The 16119-nt window shown below is 35.0% G+C and carries 15 protein-coding genes and 5 pseudogenes; 18 read left to right on the forward strand and 2 right to left on the reverse strand.

Going from position 1 to position 16119, the window contains the following annotated elements; genetic code table 11:
• Positions 1 to 260 precede the first annotated feature (260 nt).
• From NSQ61_RS00795 to NSQ61_RS00825, 7 genes are all read left to right on the forward strand, one after another.
• Positions 261 to 641, forward strand: a complete 381-nt coding sequence (locus NSQ61_RS00795; RefSeq protein ID WP_340805675.1) for a hypothetical protein — start codon at positions 261 to 263, stop codon at positions 639 to 641.
• A gap of 490 nt (positions 642 to 1131) precedes the next feature.
• Positions 1132 to 1341, forward strand: a complete 210-nt coding sequence (locus NSQ61_RS00800; protein WP_327856390.1) for a hypothetical protein — start codon at positions 1132 to 1134, stop codon at positions 1339 to 1341.
• 61 nt (positions 1342 to 1402) lie between these two features.
• Positions 1403 to 1960: a hypothetical protein gene (locus NSQ61_RS00805; RefSeq protein WP_327856389.1), complete on the forward strand. Its 558-nt coding sequence runs from the start codon at positions 1403 to 1405 to the stop codon at positions 1958 to 1960.
• Positions 1961 to 2102: 142 nt separating this feature from the next.
• Complete coding sequence (locus tag NSQ61_RS00810) at positions 2103 to 3392, forward strand: sugar transporter (protein WP_327856388.1); 1290 nt, start codon at positions 2103 to 2105, stop codon at positions 3390 to 3392.
• Positions 3393 to 3395: 3 nt separating this feature from the next.
• Positions 3396 to 4067 carry an ABC transporter ATP-binding protein gene (locus tag NSQ61_RS00815; protein ID WP_327856387.1) on the forward strand — a complete coding sequence of 224 codons (672 nt, stop codon included), beginning with the start codon at positions 3396 to 3398 and terminating at the stop codon, positions 4065 to 4067.
• Entirely contained in the window at positions 4048 to 4602 is a 555-nt protein-coding gene (locus NSQ61_RS00820) for a stage II sporulation protein M (RefSeq protein WP_242513835.1), read from the forward strand. The genes NSQ61_RS00815 and NSQ61_RS00820 overlap by 20 nt, the downstream gene beginning before the upstream one ends.
• 905 nt (positions 4603 to 5507) lie before the next feature.
• The gene (locus NSQ61_RS00825; protein ID WP_340808016.1) at positions 5508 to 6212 is read left to right on the forward strand and encodes an Imm26 family immunity protein; all 705 of its coding nucleotides are present in this window, start codon (positions 5508 to 5510) and stop codon (positions 6210 to 6212) included.
• Between the two features lie 132 nt (positions 6213 to 6344).
• On the opposite strand, the gene NSQ61_RS00830 is transcribed toward NSQ61_RS00825, so the two are convergent.
• Positions 6345 to 7501 (reverse strand): IS3 family transposase gene (locus NSQ61_RS00830; RefSeq protein ID WP_445659443.1). Its coding sequence is split into 2 segments (ribosomal slippage): positions 6345 to 7240 and positions 7240 to 7501, totalling 1158 coding nucleotides; the frame shifts between segments, so codons are not numbered across the junction.
• Positions 7502 to 8096: 595 nt separating this feature from the next.
• Between NSQ61_RS00830 and NSQ61_RS00835 the strand changes: the two genes are divergently transcribed.
• The 10 genes and pseudogenes from NSQ61_RS00835 (at position 8097) to NSQ61_RS00890 (ending at position 14239) form a co-directional block, all read left to right on the forward strand.
• A complete protein-coding gene (locus tag NSQ61_RS00835) occupies positions 8097 to 8510 on the forward strand; it encodes a hypothetical protein (protein ID WP_327857047.1) in 414 nt (137 codons plus the stop codon).
• A gap of 58 nt (positions 8511 to 8568) precedes the next feature.
• On the forward strand, positions 8569 to 8802 hold the full coding sequence (locus NSQ61_RS00840) for an Imm32 family immunity protein (protein ID WP_063387347.1): 234 nt from the start codon (positions 8569 to 8571) through the stop codon (positions 8800 to 8802).
• Positions 8803 to 9249: 447 nt separating this feature from the next.
• Positions 9250 to 9411 carry a hypothetical protein gene (locus NSQ61_RS00845; RefSeq protein ID WP_327856383.1) on the forward strand — a complete coding sequence of 54 codons (162 nt, stop codon included), beginning with the start codon at positions 9250 to 9252 and terminating at the stop codon, positions 9409 to 9411.
• Between the two features lie 148 nt (positions 9412 to 9559).
• Positions 9560 to 10216 (forward strand): hypothetical protein, encoded by a 657-nt coding sequence (locus tag NSQ61_RS00850; protein WP_327856382.1) that lies wholly within the window; start codon positions 9560 to 9562, stop codon positions 10214 to 10216.
• Positions 10217 to 10863: 647 nt separating this feature from the next.
• Positions 10864 to 11505 (forward strand): annotated as a pseudogene (locus NSQ61_RS00860) (RHS repeat-associated core domain-containing protein); the annotation flags it as partial.
• A gap of 18 nt (positions 11506 to 11523) precedes the next feature.
• Positions 11524 to 11952, forward strand: coding sequence for a YxiG family protein (locus NSQ61_RS00865; protein WP_327856380.1), 429 nt, complete (start codon positions 11524 to 11526; stop codon positions 11950 to 11952).
• A gap of 202 nt (positions 11953 to 12154) precedes the next feature.
• Positions 12155 to 12752: pseudogene (locus NSQ61_RS00870) on the forward strand (RHS repeat domain-containing protein); the annotation flags it as partial.
• Between the two features lie 40 nt (positions 12753 to 12792).
• The gene (locus NSQ61_RS00875; RefSeq protein WP_144597829.1) at positions 12793 to 13140 is read left to right on the forward strand and encodes a hypothetical protein; all 348 of its coding nucleotides are present in this window, start codon (positions 12793 to 12795) and stop codon (positions 13138 to 13140) included.
• Positions 13141 to 13192: 52 nt separating this feature from the next.
• Positions 13193 to 13857: pseudogene (locus NSQ61_RS20170) on the forward strand (RHS repeat-associated core domain-containing protein); the annotation flags it as partial.
• Between the two features lie 4 nt (positions 13858 to 13861).
• On the forward strand, positions 13862 to 14239 hold the full coding sequence (locus NSQ61_RS00890) for a DUF2750 domain-containing protein (protein WP_327856379.1): 378 nt from the start codon (positions 13862 to 13864) through the stop codon (positions 14237 to 14239).
• A 402-nt stretch (positions 14240 to 14641) separates the two neighbouring features.
• Here the strand turns inward: NSQ61_RS00890 and NSQ61_RS00895 are convergent.
• Positions 14642 to 14795, reverse strand: a pseudogene (locus NSQ61_RS00895) (ISNCY family transposase); the annotation flags it as partial.
• 537 nt (positions 14796 to 15332) lie between these two features.
• Between NSQ61_RS00895 and NSQ61_RS00900 the strand changes: the two are divergent.
• A pseudogene (locus NSQ61_RS00900) lies at positions 15333 to 16058 on the forward strand (RHS repeat-associated core domain-containing protein); the annotation flags it as partial.
• Positions 16059 to 16119: the final 61 nt, after the last annotated feature.

Genomic DNA, 16119 nt, shown 5'->3' on the forward strand with positions numbered 1-16119 from the left:
GGGCCTATTAAAATCAATTGGAAAATATACGGGCGAGTGATTCTAAACGACCACCGCTCATACCCGTATTCTATTAAATAAGTCAAAAGCACCCCCCCTTCAATTGAATGGATTAATTTATTCATTGAAGGGGGGTTTTTTCGTACAAAAGAAGCAAAATTTGTCGAAAAATACAGAATTTTGTATGTCAAAAAATGTACCTAAATCTAGTTTTTATAAAGTATAATCAATTTAACAAATTATTGAAAAGGAGGAATTATATGAAAATTAGTCGTTTAAAAAAATGGTTGATATGGGCAATTGTGAATCTGTTATTTTTCTCATCCGTTCCTTTAGACGTTTTCGCAGAAACCATTCATTCTAAAGACAACAACTCTACTGAAAGTCATTTACCGTCAAAAGTCCCGACCCCTAAAATTAACTTTAAACGAGGGGAAATCATTGAGGAACGGACAGAGAATACAAAAGTTTTTTACAATGGTGATGGCACATTTACCAAAAAGATTTATTTTGAGCCGATCCATATAAGGAAAAAGAAGGGGAAGTCATTTGAGGAAATTTCTCCTAATCTAAAATCGATAAATTTCTATTTCATCAACATTTATGAAGAAGATACGAAACTTTATTTACTTTCCATATAAACAGTGTTTTGTTTTCTTTTTCAAAATAAAGTTACAATCCATGCGAAATGATGTAAACGATCAGTAAATGTCACCTTATGATTTTGTGTCCATATTAAATTTTGGAATGTGTTATGGCCAAATCAGAGAATACCTATCTTTTTCTTTTGGTCTAGCAAAATGCTTTACACAAACTTTTAAACATTATTTGTTATTTAATAAAAATATTTACATATTTGGAAAAATAATTATAATTATTTTTGAAAGTGCTATGATGGAATATTTTAATAAATAAATTGTGTAATTCTGATTTGTAAGTGTAATACTATAGCATTCTAGCAGACAACTGTATAAGTTAATTTTATTAATGTAATTAATCTGACTTGCTTTATGTCATTATATTTGCGTTAGGTCTGCTCAACTATTTTATATAATTGAGCGGATCCGAATCTTATTTTTGAGTGCCTCCACATAATTTATAGATTAATGAATAACGAATGAATTGAATATAATGGAAAAAGTTTTGATTAGATCACTTACAGGTGTTAGTTTAACCACTGCAGGGGTTATTCTTGATTATTTGGATTGGATTTCCTACGCATCATTATTACTGACTCTAACTGGACTTGGAGCTGCTGCATCAGCAGCAGTTTGGTCTTATCGTGCTACAATTTTGGGACTATCCAGAGCGGGTAAAAGAGCAGCAGCAAAAGCACTTTAATAGAATATAGTAAAGAAGGTAGTGTGTGGGGCACTAACTTCTTTATATGAAGGGGATAAATATGCTTATATTAAAACGTCAAGGATTAATCAATACGCTTTCTTTTTTTCTATTGTCTCTGATATTGGTTGCCAATACTTTTTTTTCAATCAGGCAATTTGGGATCATTGAACAATTTAACGAAATCCAAAAAAACTTACCTTTATTTACCGAATCATTTGTTATTGTCTTTATAACTTCGGTGCAATTGATAGCGGGTATAACAGTTGTAATAATGGAAACACTATTTGTTACTTTTGTAGCAAATTTCATGACTAAAAAGAAATTAAAATTTAGCAACTATATATTTCCAATCCTTTTAGCGAATATCTTTTCAACACTATTAAATATGACTATTATTAAGGCTATCGGTCTTGATGATATGCAAAACATTCCATGGCTGATCTGGTCGCCAGTCTCACAAATATTGTTGGCAGTTTTTATATATATATTTTTTTCGATTATTGATAAGTCTATATCGAACAACGTAAAAATCAAATTAGGGGTTCTTATATTTTCGGTATTGTATGGTGTGCCACTTATTATACATACATTGATAAATGCTACATTTTTTCAATAATTTGGGAAAGGTGTAAAAGAATATGGAAAAATATTTTAAGTTGAAGATGATGGTCGTATTCGCCATTTCAGTTATTTTTTTATTGGTAGGCGTTATCACATTGATAAGAATCATCGGGAAAATGTTAGGGAATTGAGGACAGATGAAGTATTTCAAATATAAACGTTTAATAAAAAAAAGAAAAGCAATTTCCAATATAGAGATTTTCTACAGATCTATTTTCAATGAGTTTTCTGAAGCAGATAAAAAAATATTGCTGTCTGTATTATACAAAATAAATCAGGTTATTAATTTTATTTCAAAAATAGCACCAATTTTTGTTTACTCGCTCATTTATTATTTTCATTCCTATTTAGAACCTTTTATAAATCCTTTGTATGTCGCAACAATCTATTTAATTTTTAGCCTTTGGTCCACAGATATCAATAATGATGATTATGATCCTCAGGAAATGGAAAATGTTTCCGAATGGATGTATAAAGCCCGAAAAAATAAATTCAAGTTGCTAATCCTGGAAAGATTGGCATTAACATTTGGAACAAGCATTCTTTTTTACTGCATTTTTATCTTTATTTATATGGAAAAAATGAATGTTAGCTACGTAATAATCTTTTTATATGAGGTTTTCGGAATCATTGCTGCCATTCTTACAATTCTTTTAAAATTCTATTGGAGTAATCATCAGATTTTATTTTTATTTTTTCACGGTCCAAACGATATGAAGCGGAAAGAACATTTCATAAGATATCAATATGATTCGCAATTAGATAAGTACCTGATTGCTTTGTCCCGGTCCGTTCAAAATAGAACCTACTATTTATATATATTTTATATTTATCTATTCGCAGCAATTTTACCATTTATAATATGGTTTATAACTTATCATTTTGGTGTTCATAAGTTTATTATCCTAACTGTTTATTTAGCAGTTGAAAGCGTGATGATCAGTTTTATATCCCAGGGAATCATAAATAGTTCAAAGATGTTAAATAACTCAAATTTAAGTGATTACTATTATATAAAGAAGTTTGATAAGAAAAAATACTATGAGAATTTACTTTCTAAATTTCTTTCCAGAAAACTCTTTGTTATCCTGCTCAGCTATTATCTTGGTTTACTCGTACTTTACGGATTTTCGTCCGTTACTGCCATCATTGGCTTATGTTCAACCGTTATCTACTTCAGCACAATACAGATCATTACAAAAAGAGTCTTTCGATTTAAAAAATTATCATTAGAAGAAATCAAAGACAATTTTTTTATTTATTTTTTCAATCCAATAGAAGATCTGTTTATAATTGGATTTCCTTTAATTATTAGCAGTGCTGTCGCTATTTATTCGATAAAATCAGGAAGTGTCTATCATATAATCATTTGCTTTTTTATATACTCTATTTTTTTATTATTTTATAACTTTCTTAAAGAGAGGTAAAAAATGCTTGAGTTAATAAACATTAAGAAAAGATATGGAGATTCAGCTTATATTTTTGATGGTATAAATTTGAAAATTGATAAAAAAAGTATTGTGGAATTACTGGGTGAAAATGGTATCGGTAAATCAACTTTACTGAATACCATTGGCGGAATGACCAAATTCGAGGGTGACATCAAGTTAAACGGAATTTCATTAAAGGACAATTTCAAAAAGTATATGGAAGGAGTTTCATTAATTGGTAATACACCTTTTTTATATGAATATTTAACTCCTTCCGAAACTATAGATATGATCTTGTCCTTCTTGAATAAAAAAAGATTAGACGAGACTCTTGGTGCTCTCATGGAAGAAATTGGGCTCCATAAATATAAAGATACACTAACACGGGAACTATCATTGGGTACAAGACAAAAACTGTCATTAATACTTGCACTTCTTTCTTCGCCTGATTTGATTCTGCTTGATGAACCTTTTGTAAATTTAGATGTTCGTTCTAGAAAAGTCATTCTCGATTTTTTGAAGAATTACGTCGTTCAAAACAAAGCAATTTTAATTTATGCAACTCATTCAACAGACATATATTTATCTGATTTTTCAAATAAAACGATAAGGTTAAGAAGAGATGATCTGTTTGATAAGGTGGTATTAGAGAGTGGTACCCGTGAAATTTAAAATATTTAGTATTTGTTTTTTAGTTAGTTCGTTAACGGGAATCATATTTTTCTTTTTAGGTTTTTTGTTATTACCTAATGAGCAGTTTAACCCGGACTTGCATCCTTCTTTTAAAAAGATTTTTTTTACGAACTTTGAAATACATATTCATACCATTTTTTTCTCAATCATTAGTTTCGGATTGTTTTCTTTGATTTTTCTCTTCCAGCAGTTTTTTTATTTAGGATTTATTTTCCATAGCTTGGTAGAAAAAACTAGCTTAAAAACAGCATATTCCTTTTTCGCCGGGCATGGAATAATCGAAGTTATAAATATGTTTTTTACGGCATCAATAGGTTTATATGTTACTGTAAACATTTTTAATATGATAAAAAAAAAGGAATTTGGTAGGAAGTCATTTATCAGTTTGGGAAAAAATCTTTTTATACTTTTGATCATAGATGTATTGCTTTTATTAATTGCCGCACTGTTGGAAACATATTTATCTCCGTTATTAGTCGATAAAAGTAATATAAATCATCTTTACCATCATTAAATTGGCATTGTTTAATTTCGGTAACATCAAAGATTTCGTATAAACCTTCATATGCAAGCAGCTGGCATTGAGGGAAGAGGCAAAGGTGGCGCGCCTGCTCAACAAGGCGCCGTTTCCTAAACCAAGAACATTCCAGTGGAATGAGAAGATCCATCTGGCTCCTCAGTTGGATGCTAGGGAACTGTGCAGCCTGCGCTTCATTGGCAATTGCCTGCCTGCTCCTCGGCACAGGGAAAACCCATTTAGCAACATGTCTGCACCCAGTTTTAACATTTACTTCCTTATATCTTTTGAACCTTTGCATTAGTAGTATGTCATCAACGGTGATAAAATCCCCAATAACAGCGGTTTAAAATTCCCCAAAAATGACAGATAATCGTTTCAAAACGACATCTTGGATGAGGGGAGAAACGATGCTGAAGATTGGGGAGTTTTTTATGATTCGAGAGTTGTATCAGAAAGGCTGGACTCAAACAGCGATTGCCAAAAAAGTTACGAGGATTTGCCAAAGCTCATGAAGCCCTCCAGCGAATGTTTGAAGAACGTTATGATTAACCAAATATTGTAAATAAAAAGGAGATTCTCCCTTTCCACACAGGAGACTGAATATTCAGTCTCCTGTGTGGAGGAAATATCCCTCTCTATTCTAAATCCATTTCAGAGATACCCTATTTATCTTACATTACACAAAATTCTTGACAGTACCAAAAGTGGAGCTAGATATCAATATTATGTTCTTCAAAGAACAAAGCCTGGTCGACAAGCAAGAAGGTATGAGCAAAAATGGACTAACCGATTGGGTGCTCCCGTAAGATATGGAGGACTGTTAGAAAATAAAAGACATGAAATAACTCCTAGAAAATACAAAATATAATCATAAAAATAGGAGTGGTGTTATTTTGGAAGTGATAAACAGTAAAAGTTTTAATAAATTAGAAAACTATCTACAAGTGGGGTTAGTAAAGATTTTCCTACCAGACCATAACTCCAAAGAATTTTTTATCTTTGAAGATTTAGCAACGTTATTAGATATTGAATCTAATTTTGAGGCTGAGTTTTTTTTAAAAAAGAAGATTAAAGAAAGTGGTATCAAAGGAAAAATTACTTTAGATTCAGAAAGTGACTATGTTTCCTTAAGAACCAAAAATGCAAGTCTTATCTTGTCAGTTGCCCTTTTGATCAATAATTTAAAAAAATATTCTATAGAGGAAGAAGTTATTACAGAATATAATAAATTCTTGACTTCCTGGAAAACTCCTAAAAAACAAAAGTGGGGAATTGGTGATATTTTTTCAATTCCTTTATCAGACGGCACGTATTACTTTGGTCAAATAGTGGAGTTAGTAGAGGGATTAACACCAATTTGTATCTTATTCGATGTAAATAAAAATACGTTACCTGAATATACGGAGCTTGCTAAAGCAGAAATCTTAACTGCACTAAGTTTTATTCCTGATAAATTAAATGATTATTCTTTTAAAGTAATTAATAATTTACCACTATTTGCAAAAATTAAAGAAAATATTAGAAGAGACCCGGTTCGCAATATCCAGCACAGCAGTATAACATTAATATACTACTGTGAAGATGATATTAGGTCAATAAAGTAGACACAAAAATTTATAAATTTTTTTCGCAGCTACCGCGCTATCGCTTGGTGGCCTTTTAAAAATAATTACGACGTTGTCCTAATTATTTTTAAAGGTAAATTTTCGGGTCTAACTATTCTATTAATATGCTCATTAAGCTCCCTTTTTGTCGTACATACGTTCGTATTCAGATGGTGAAAAATACTCTGTTGCGGAGTGAATACGTTTATTATTGTAAAATATTTCTATATACTCAAATATGCTCTTTTTTGCTTCTTCCCTTGTTTTATAACGAGTCTGATAGATTAGTTCTTTTTTTATTATCCCATGAAATGATTCAATACAAGCGTTGTCATAACAATTTCCTTTGCGGCTCATGCTACATTTCATTCCGTATTCCATTAGCTTAGCTTGATAGTCATTTGAAGCATATTGACTCCCTCGATCAGAATGATGGAGGATAGAACCCTGTGGTTGTTGACGCTGATAGGCTTGCTTTAAAGCACTCAACACTAGCTCCTTTTTCATTGAACAGTCTATATGCCAGCCGACTATTTTCCTTGAATACAAATCCATCATACTAGCTAGATAAAGCCAACCTTCATCCGTTGGAATGTATGTGATATCAGCTACCCATACTTCATTTGGTTTCGTAACAGTAAAATGTTGGTTTAAGACATTTTCGTGGACCGGATGGTTATGTTTTGAGTTAGTAGTTGCCTTATGCTTTTTCACGGTACGAGACTTCATTCCCTCTTCATTCATTATGCGGGAAACCGTCTTCTGTGAAACCTTAATTCCTCCATGATTAAGCTTTTTGGTAACCTTGGGACTCCCATACAGTTGGCGGGATTCGATATACACACGACGCACTTCCTGCGTCAATTCTTCTCGACGCTCTTGTCTAGCACTTTTGGGACGATCACGCCATTTATAATAACCGCTTCGAGAAACTTTCAATACTTCGCACATCTTCTCCAATCGGTAATCGAAGCGATGTTTATGGATAAATGAATATTTTACCGATGGTCTTTCGCGAAGAAGTGCATCGCCTTTTTTAAGATGGAGTTTTCCTCCTCCAGATCCCGAATACGTTTCTTCAGTTCACGAACTTCGTGGTCTTCGGATCGAAACGTTTGGGTTTCTGATATTTCAGGTTCTTGCTTATATTTTTTCATCCAGCCGTGAAGAGTATTTTCGTTAATTTTGAGCTCACGAGCCACTTGTGCAACGGATTTCGCTTCCTCCAAAATATAACGAACAGTTTGACGCTTAAAGTCTTCCTCGTACCGCCTTTGTTTTTTTGTCATGTAGACACCTCATTTTTCTCTATTATTACTATAATAATCTGTGTCTACTTTTTAGTCTAACATCAAGATATTAAATTTAATAAGGGTTCTTACAAGTTCGAGAGTATTACATCTAATAGGGAATTAGTAATTCCATTAGACTAAAGTTACTTAAATGAGGGTTGCTATGTTAAATTATTTCAAATTGATTTGGCGAAATCCTAAATTCACTTAAAACTGAATCCATACCGTTAATAGCAATAGACAAGAGGTTTAGAAGTTAAAGTGGGTGAATAGAAACTCAAACATCCTTGTGAATTCAAACGGTGACACATTCCTTTTATGTGACGAACCATTGCTGTGATGTAGTTCGCATTGTGAGCAAAACAGGAGCGACGAAATCTCTGAAGGAAAGTTCTTTTTGTTTTGGGGAACATAGTTGTATCTGAACACTATTCGGATATGTGCGACGATACAATTATGACGGTGAAGCCAATTTATAGAATCTCAAAAAACGGTATTACTATCTAGAAACGGTGAGAGTTATTTCAAGAGATCCGACCTAAGGGATGCGGATAACATTCTTACACAGAATGGGTATGCGAACAACAATCCAGTGATGCTGGTCGATCCGGATGGGCATTTTTTCTGGTTGGCGGTTAACGCCGGATTTGCGGCGTATGATGGGTATAAAGCCTTTAAAAAAGGCGGTTGGAAAGCGGCGGCGATTGCCGTTGGTGTGGGACTGGTTGGCGGTGCTGCGTTTAAAGGTGCCAAAATTGCGTATAGGGTGTATAAAGCTAGACGGGCTCAAAAGTTTTTAAAAGGATTAGGTAACCCATTTAAAGGAAAAACTTTCAAAGAGATAGAAGACATGTTTATAAAAAAAGGTTTTGAAAAACGAGGTTCAGACCCATTAAATGGTAAGGGTGGATATGTAAATCCTAAAACAAGACGTTCCTACTATCTAGATAAGGGGGACACTATAAAAAAGGTTATGAGCCTCCACACGTTGATGTCAATAGGTTAAAGGGTAGCAAAAGAAAAAAGAAAAAATACTTTTTAAAATAGCTTTGGAGGTATATAAATTGCAAAAACATCTATTATCCTTTGAATATGACAGTGATGGAGAAAAACTTGAAATCCATGCAAATGAAAAAGGCTTGAGATACTTAAAAGAACAAATTGAAATCCTTTTAGAGCATAAGCAAGGACTTCATTTAATGACACCAAGTTGGGGAGGAGAGGAGCTAACAGAAGAACAGCAAGGAAAGGATAATATTTTAATACATCATGTGAAAATCTTTCACTGGGGCGATTAATCGCATCATACCTTGAGAAAGTAAGTTCTTTTTTATGAAGTGTAGCACTGAATCAAACTGGTACCGTCAAGAATTTTGTGTAATGCAAGATAGATGGAGTATCTCTGAAATGGATTTGGAATGAATAGGGGGATGTGTCCCATACCCGTCAAGTTTAGTGTTGTAAATTTTTAAGACCATACTTGTAAATTAGCATATGATTTCAGAATCCCTTTTTCAAATTATTTCGGACAGCTTCGGAAATCATGTGCAAATTTTTTGCGGAGTATTTCGGATTTTGTACAGTGTTTCTAAACGTTTTGCACATTTTTTCGGATAACTATTTCTAGTACGCCTGATGAACGGATGAAAAGAAGAAACACCGAAGGAGCGGATTCGGCCCCTTCGGTGTTAATACTCCATTTCCCCCGCCATGCGCACCAATTTTTTGACTAAGGTGCTAGGCACGTGTCGAGTGATGAACTCGATCAGTTGGAGACCGAACAATGCCCGGATGGAACGACCATCGAGTATACGTATGATGGATTCGGGAAACGGACGAAAGTCGTGAAAACAAAGGATGGACAGTCGACGACGATCACGGCTGATTATAATGCGGTGAATCAGTAGATATTATGCACGAATTGTTAAGAGAAATATTTATGGAAGAGAGAATGCCCTAAAGTGGGAAAGAGGAAGAGCTTATGCAGTGAGAAAGGCTGGGGGCAACATGTATCTTCACGTCAGACCTTAACTGCATAAAAAAAGGAGGAAAGGTATGTTACTAAAAACATTTCTGTTATTAGGCGAAGAAGGGATAACTGATGTTAAAAAAAGCTTTTCCTTTCAAACTAGATGCATGACCAAATTGTATGAAAGAGTCTTTGATAAAAAATATAAAACTGTTGATTGTAGGCAATTAAATTTCCATTGTGGTAATTATCCCGAAATAAAACTATTAGAATGTTTTGATGGTTTCTGTCAAGTTTTAGTACCATATAATGTTGAAGAATTTCTCAAGTATCCAGATAACAAGAAGAAAGTAGAAATTTTAGAACTGTTAAAAAATAGCCTCGATTTCGTTATTAGGGAGAAAAATTGGGATCCTGATCCTTTTCAAGAAGCTTATGAGAGAGTAAAGGAGTTAAACTATATTAATGAATTTATATGGGATAAACCAAAATTTAGTCCAAATAGAAAATATAAAGCTGAGGTAATTTGCAATCACGATCTATATGATTTTACACTAAAGATAGTGATTAAAGATAGAAATGGTAAAGTATTGCATGAAAAAGAAATAGTATCAACTGAACCGGATGAACTTATTTATGATAGGTTTTTAGGTCATTTACAGTGGATAAGCGATGATGAGATAGCCCTTTACGAGAAATATTCAAAGCGATATGTCCCTGTAAAATTATCAGAAGTATTATAAAGAGTATTTTATGGATATAGTTAAGTAATATTTCACACTTGGGCAGTTAGAAATTTTTTTAGAAGGACATAATTCGTCCTTCTGATTTTTTACTCTTAGGAAAAAGGCAATGCGACATACTTTTGAATAAAGGTAGAAGGAAATGAAGAGATAGAAGATGAATCTCGAACAATTAATAGGGATTCTAAAGATAGGGCATGAAATAGAATTCACTTATAAGGGCGAACGTTATTCAATCACTGATACTCAAAAAGGCATTTGTCTTACACAGTACTATGATTTAAAACATCAAGTATATAAAAATTTAGAGCATCTTATAAATAAACACTAATCGGTAAAGAAAAATTAAAAGATATTATTTCTGAAATTCAAGTGATTAATATTTTTTAATTATCTAAAAAGATAAAGGATATTGTAATAATTACTATGTTGAGTGTTCGAAATTTATAATGATTTCTTTATAATACGTAGACAATTAAATTTATTAAAAAATAGAGAGACTTAAGCTAATGGAGAAAAAACCGCCAAAATGATTATTGTATAAGTAAGTATAAATGATGGCTGCCTATGTTGTGATTGGACATTTCGGGCAGCCGTTTTCCTAAAGGAAGAGTTTGTGTAAAATAATTCCCGCTTGTTAATCAACTGGTACCCCATATGACAACGAAACGGGTCTATACTACTTGATCGCCCGCTACTACCATCCCACGCACGGCGTGTTCCTGTCGCTCGACCCCGCCCCGGGCGTTGCGGATGACCTCTTGACACAAAACGGGTATGCGTATGCGAACAACAATCCAGTGATGTTGGTGGATCCGGATGGGCATTTTGTGTGGATGGCGATTAATGCGGGATTTGCGGCGTATGATGGGTATAAGGCCTTTAAAAAAGGCGGTTGGAAAGCGGCGGCGATTGCAGTAGGTGTAGGGCTTGTTGGTGGTGCTGCGTTTAAAGGTGCCAAAATTGCATATAGAGCATATAAAGCAGGTAAATTTTCAACAACTTATCCTTTAGCGAAAAAAGTATCAAAAAAATTTGGTGGAACTTTAGGGAGAACTAAGGGAGATGGATGGAAGGTAACTATTGCAGATGGTAGAAAGCCCCTAGTTGTAAGAGTTATGAATAAGGGTGGAATACGTAATAAACCGTACTTTAGAATAAGTAAAGATGGTCGAGGCTCTTTGAAGCTAAACGGTGAATGGTCTAGTCATAGAGAACTTACACATATTAATGTATCAAGAAGATCCTATAAACAAATTGTGAGAGCGATTAGTAAATACAGGAGATAGATGAGGTGAGTAATGAATATGGATCTGAAAAAATTAATTGCTTTATTAAATGAAATGTGGGCTACCGTAGTCGAAAGCTTTCATATAGATATTTTATCTCATACGATTAGCCTAAACGTTAAATTAAGTGATAATAAGGAATATTATAAGATTGTATTTAAGGGTGTTTCTTCTTTTTATTTCGTAGAAAATTCCGGAGATTCCCGCTTAAATCCTATTAATCCAGAAGATGGGGATTACATTGAACTAACTTCAATTGACTATTATCAAAATGGCATAGGTAAAATTCATATTAGCTCGACAAAAGAACAATGGGTTGACGAATATTTTTCTTCGGCTAATTTTGTACTTGAGTTTTGGGAGGCACTATTATTTATTGAAGCGAAAAGTATAGTGATTAATGGGGAGGAGTTTCTAGTAGATTATCCACTTAAAAATCAAAGTTAAAAGCTTTTAATTTACTAATATTGGAAAAACGGCGTCTTTCGTACTATAAACTAGTATTTGTCAAGTAAACACATATAAAAGAGTGACTTTTATGCGGCAAGAGATCGGTATTCAACCGGACTCATGTCGTATTTTTTGTATCTGTTTTTCGTTACATAAACGCGGTAAGATCGTATATATACGGGGAAAACGGGCAGCTCTTGGCGATGTCATTGCTTTGACGGATGCGCAAGGAAACATTCCGCGCGCTATCAATACGATGCGTGGGGGAACCTTCTTATATGGCAGCGGAAAACCCGTATCGCTACGCAGGATACCAATATGATGAAGAGACGGGGCTATACTACCTGATTGCCCGATACTACCACCCAACGTATGGCGTGTTCTTATCTTTAGATCCCGACCCGGGGGATGGCGATGACATCCTCACGCAAAACGGGTATACGTATGCAAACAACGACCTGGTGATGTTGGTCGATCCGGATAGGCACAGGGCTAAATTATTTAAAGACATATTTCAAAAGATAAAGAAAACAGGCTTTAAAATTTACAAAATAGGACGGATAAAGGGGGCAAACGATTCGAGTAAAGGATATTGGGGAGTTCTTTATTCTACTAAAAATAATAAAGGTAAAAGGAAATATAGATCTATAGAACTCCATCCTCCGCATAATAACCATGGTTATCATTTACAAAGTAACAAGTTTACTAAAAATCATCCTCATTTTAAAGGTAAATTTTATAGAAGTGGAGAAGCCTGGAGGATTACAATATGGAAAGTGAAGAACAGGAAAAAATAGCTTATATATTTTGTAAAATGTTTATATGTGGAGGGAAAAAATGAATTTTTTTAAAAAGATTTTCTTTAGCAAATATGAACAGTTTGCTAAAGAGCTTGGCTATCGTACATGGTCTGAGGCTAGTGATAATACATTCTTTATGTTTCATATTCCAGAAGACGGGGGATGGTATGTTACTGAATTGCCAAATAGAACTTGGGCAGTATGGAATAATGAAGGAGATCCACCTTATAGTTTTGTTACTTTTTTGACATGGAGTGAAACGATAAGGTATTTGAGGAAGTTGTTTAATGAATATGGTTATCCTGAAACTTATTGGGCTCCAGAAGGATATGACATTGATGATGATATGTTTTTAAATCCACCTCAAAAAGATAAGAAGTTGTAGACTATGTAAGAAATTTTATAAGAGAGAAAGGCAGGTTTCTTAGCTAGGGGAAATCTGCCTTTTCAATTACGAGGTATGGGGAAACCATCTTAGAATTCGGGAAACAGAAGAAAAAAACCTACCGCTATGCGGGATACCAAATATGACCATGAAACGGGTCTATACTACCTGATTGCCCGATACTATCATCCAACTCATGGCGTGTTTTTATCCATGGACCCTGATCCAGGAGATTCGGACGATATCCTTATACAAAACGGATATACGTACGCGAACAACAACCCGGTGATGTTGGTGGATCCGGATGGACATTTTGTCTGGATGGCCATCAATGCAGGATTTGCGGCGTATGATGGGTATAAGGCATTTAAAAAAGGTGGTTGGAAGGCTGCGGCGATTGCCGTTGGCGTGGGACTGGTTGGCGGTGCGGCGTTTAAAGGTGCCAAAATTGCGTATAGGGTGTATAAAGTTAGACGGGCTGGAAGGTTGGATTTACAGTTTTTTGCTAGTGGTAGAAGAGGTAAACAAGCACGTTTAAGAGAATTAGCAAATGATGATAAATTATCATCAGCTTTACGTGGTGAAATTCGATATGAGTTAGCTCATAGACGTGGATATGAGGCAAGAAAAGGATACGGGTACGAACACAGTGATATACAAACAATAAGAAATCATAGAACTCAGCACAAGTATGATCGCTATGGAAGAAGGAGGTAAAAACATGATAAATGAAAAAGAATTTTACTCTGTTCTTAACTTACCAGCTAACAAAAGGTATGAATACTTTATAAAAAAAGTGGTCGATTGGGGAGAGGTATGGGGACTCTACGAAGACGGTTGGGCAATGACTGAGGATGATAATGGCAATCTACTAATTCCTTTTTGGCCTAAAAGAGAATTTGCTCAATATTGTGCCGCCAAAGAATGGGAAGGATATACTCCTGAACTAATTGAACTCGATGAGTTTATGAATGAATGGCTTCCTAGGATAAAAGAAGATGGATATAGACCATCGATTTTTTGGAATGGTTATGATTCCGCAGTAATGGAAGTTGAAGTTTTGTTAGGAGATTTAGAAGGTGAATTAGAAAATTATTAGACTTTTGATAGCAACGTTATCTATAGTAAAATTTTGGGGTAAAAGAGCGGCAGTTCAGTAACTGCCGCTCTTTTTGTAAATTCATTTTTAGAACCTCCCTCTATAAACTTTAATTTTCTTCAGATTTCTTACGTTTTTTTAAATTTCGCAAACACATGATAGCTTTGCCACCTCATATAAATAAAATATATTACTTGAATTTATACAATATATTTACATGTTAAGACCTATCCTACGGAACATATTTACAATATCTATAATACTGCGTATGACCGTGCTAAAAGTCTCCACACTTCTCATGGTCGCTCACCCTCCCATGTATCACTAGATGATGGTCCACACATTCCTTCGTCCTGCGTATCCATGAGGTGGAGGTTGAATATGCTCGATGGTGTTGCAAAACTAGAGTAAAAACTCGAAATTATGCATAAGAATGCAACATAACACATGCAGTAAATATCGATGAAATCCATATCATGGGGGGGCTCCATCCCATTACTCTTTACTCGTTAAATACCCGTTCAATCTCCCGTCGAAGCCCAAACAGCCATTGGCTGTTTTTAGCAAAGAAAAAATACAGAGTTTTGCAAAGAAAAGTGCAGAGAATTGCAACTTGACATGAAGCCTCTGTGGGCGTGATTAAAAAGCCAGAAAGCCAGCAATATCAAGGGCTGGCTTCGCCTAACAAGGCTATCACGCCCACCACTCCATGTAAAGTTGGCATAAGCCAAATTCTCTGCAAAGCTCTGCATTTTTATTTTGCAATAAACATTTTAGAAGAAGACTATTATTTTAACTCTAGTGGACTAGTTTTCACTTTTGAAGCATGTTAGCCAAATCATGATGAGAAACTTTTCATCAGCCTTGGAAATACTCCGTATATGCTCCCTACGACCTCAAACATCGAGGATATTCATAAGATTTTATTAAAAGAGAGTTAAAACCTTATAAATTAGAGATGAAGCCTAGCATTTAAAAAAAGAGAAAGCGATCTTTTGGCTACACTCGATGATTCAATCGCAAGAACGGCATTAAAGTGTTTCTTGGTCAGAGGTTATACCGGAATTTCGGGTATAATCTCTTTTTGTTATAAAAATACGACGAAGACGGCCGCCGCATTCAAAAGAACGTGAATGGCGTTGTGACGAACTACCACTACCAAGGCGACAGCCTGAACGTCTTGTATGAAACCGATGCGAGCGGAAATGTGGTAAGATCGTATATATACGGGGAAAATGGTCAGCTCTTGGCGATGAAAAAGGGCAATGCCACCTACTTTTACCACTATAACGCCCATGGCGATGTCATTGCTTTAACAGATGTGCAAGGAAACATTGCCGCGCGCTTTCAATACGATACATGGTGCAAGATTCTTCCCAATCCGGCTCCTTGGCCGACGAAAACCCATACCGATATGCGGGATACCAATATGACCGAGAAACGGGTCTATACTACTTGATCGCCCGATACTATCATCCGACTCATGGCGTGTTTTTTATCCATGGACCCTGATCCAGGAGATTCGGACGATATCCTCACACGAAACGGTTATACGTACGCGAACAACAATCCAGTGATGCTGGTCGATCCGGATGGGCATTTTGTGTGGATAGCGATTAATGCGGGATTTGCGGCGTATGATGGGTATAAGGCCTTTAAAAAAGGTGGTTGGAAAGCGGCGGCGATTGCGGTAGGTGTAGGGCTTGTTGGTGGTGCTGCATTTAAGGCATTTCGAGCAGCACAAGCAGCAAAGGGTCTCGCACGGTTTTGGTATAAAGGTACCTTTAAAAATAGTATAGAATCGCTAGCATCATCATAACAAACATGTCGTTAGAAAGGGACGCTCCTATAGTCCAGAAAGATACACAAAACTAGCGAGA

Source organism: Aeribacillus sp. FSL K6-1121 (assembly GCF_038003725.1).
In the GTDB taxonomy this organism is placed as follows: Bacteria; Bacillota; Bacilli; order Bacillales; family Aeribacillaceae; genus Aeribacillus; species Aeribacillus composti.

What these genes read in the sequence shown, in the direction of transcription:
- NSQ61_RS00795 (WP_340805675.1), top strand. Translation starts at nt 261, where the DNA reads ATGAAAATTAGTCGTTTAAAAAAATGGTTGATATGGGCAATTGTGAAT.
- NSQ61_RS00800 (WP_327856390.1), top strand. Translation starts at nt 1,132, where the DNA reads ATGGAAAAAGTTTTGATTAGATCACTTACAGGTGTTAGTTTAACCACT.
- NSQ61_RS00805 (WP_327856389.1), top strand. Translation starts at nt 1,403, where the DNA reads ATGCTTATATTAAAACGTCAAGGATTAATCAATACGCTTTCTTTTTTT.
- NSQ61_RS00810 (WP_327856388.1), top strand. Translation starts at nt 2,103, where the DNA reads ATGAAGTATTTCAAATATAAACGTTTAATAAAAAAAAGAAAAGCAATT.
- NSQ61_RS00815 (WP_327856387.1), top strand. Translation starts at nt 3,396, where the DNA reads ATGCTTGAGTTAATAAACATTAAGAAAAGATATGGAGATTCAGCTTAT.
- NSQ61_RS00850 (WP_327856382.1), top strand. Translation starts at nt 9,560, where the DNA reads ATGTTACTAAAAACATTTCTGTTATTAGGCGAAGAAGGGATAACTGAT.
- NSQ61_RS00865 (WP_327856380.1), top strand. Translation starts at nt 11,524, where the DNA reads ATGGATCTGAAAAAATTAATTGCTTTATTAAATGAAATGTGGGCTACC.
- NSQ61_RS00875 (WP_144597829.1), top strand. Translation starts at nt 12,793, where the DNA reads ATGAATTTTTTTAAAAAGATTTTCTTTAGCAAATATGAACAGTTTGCT.
- NSQ61_RS00890 (WP_327856379.1), top strand. Translation starts at nt 13,862, where the DNA reads ATGATAAATGAAAAAGAATTTTACTCTGTTCTTAACTTACCAGCTAAC.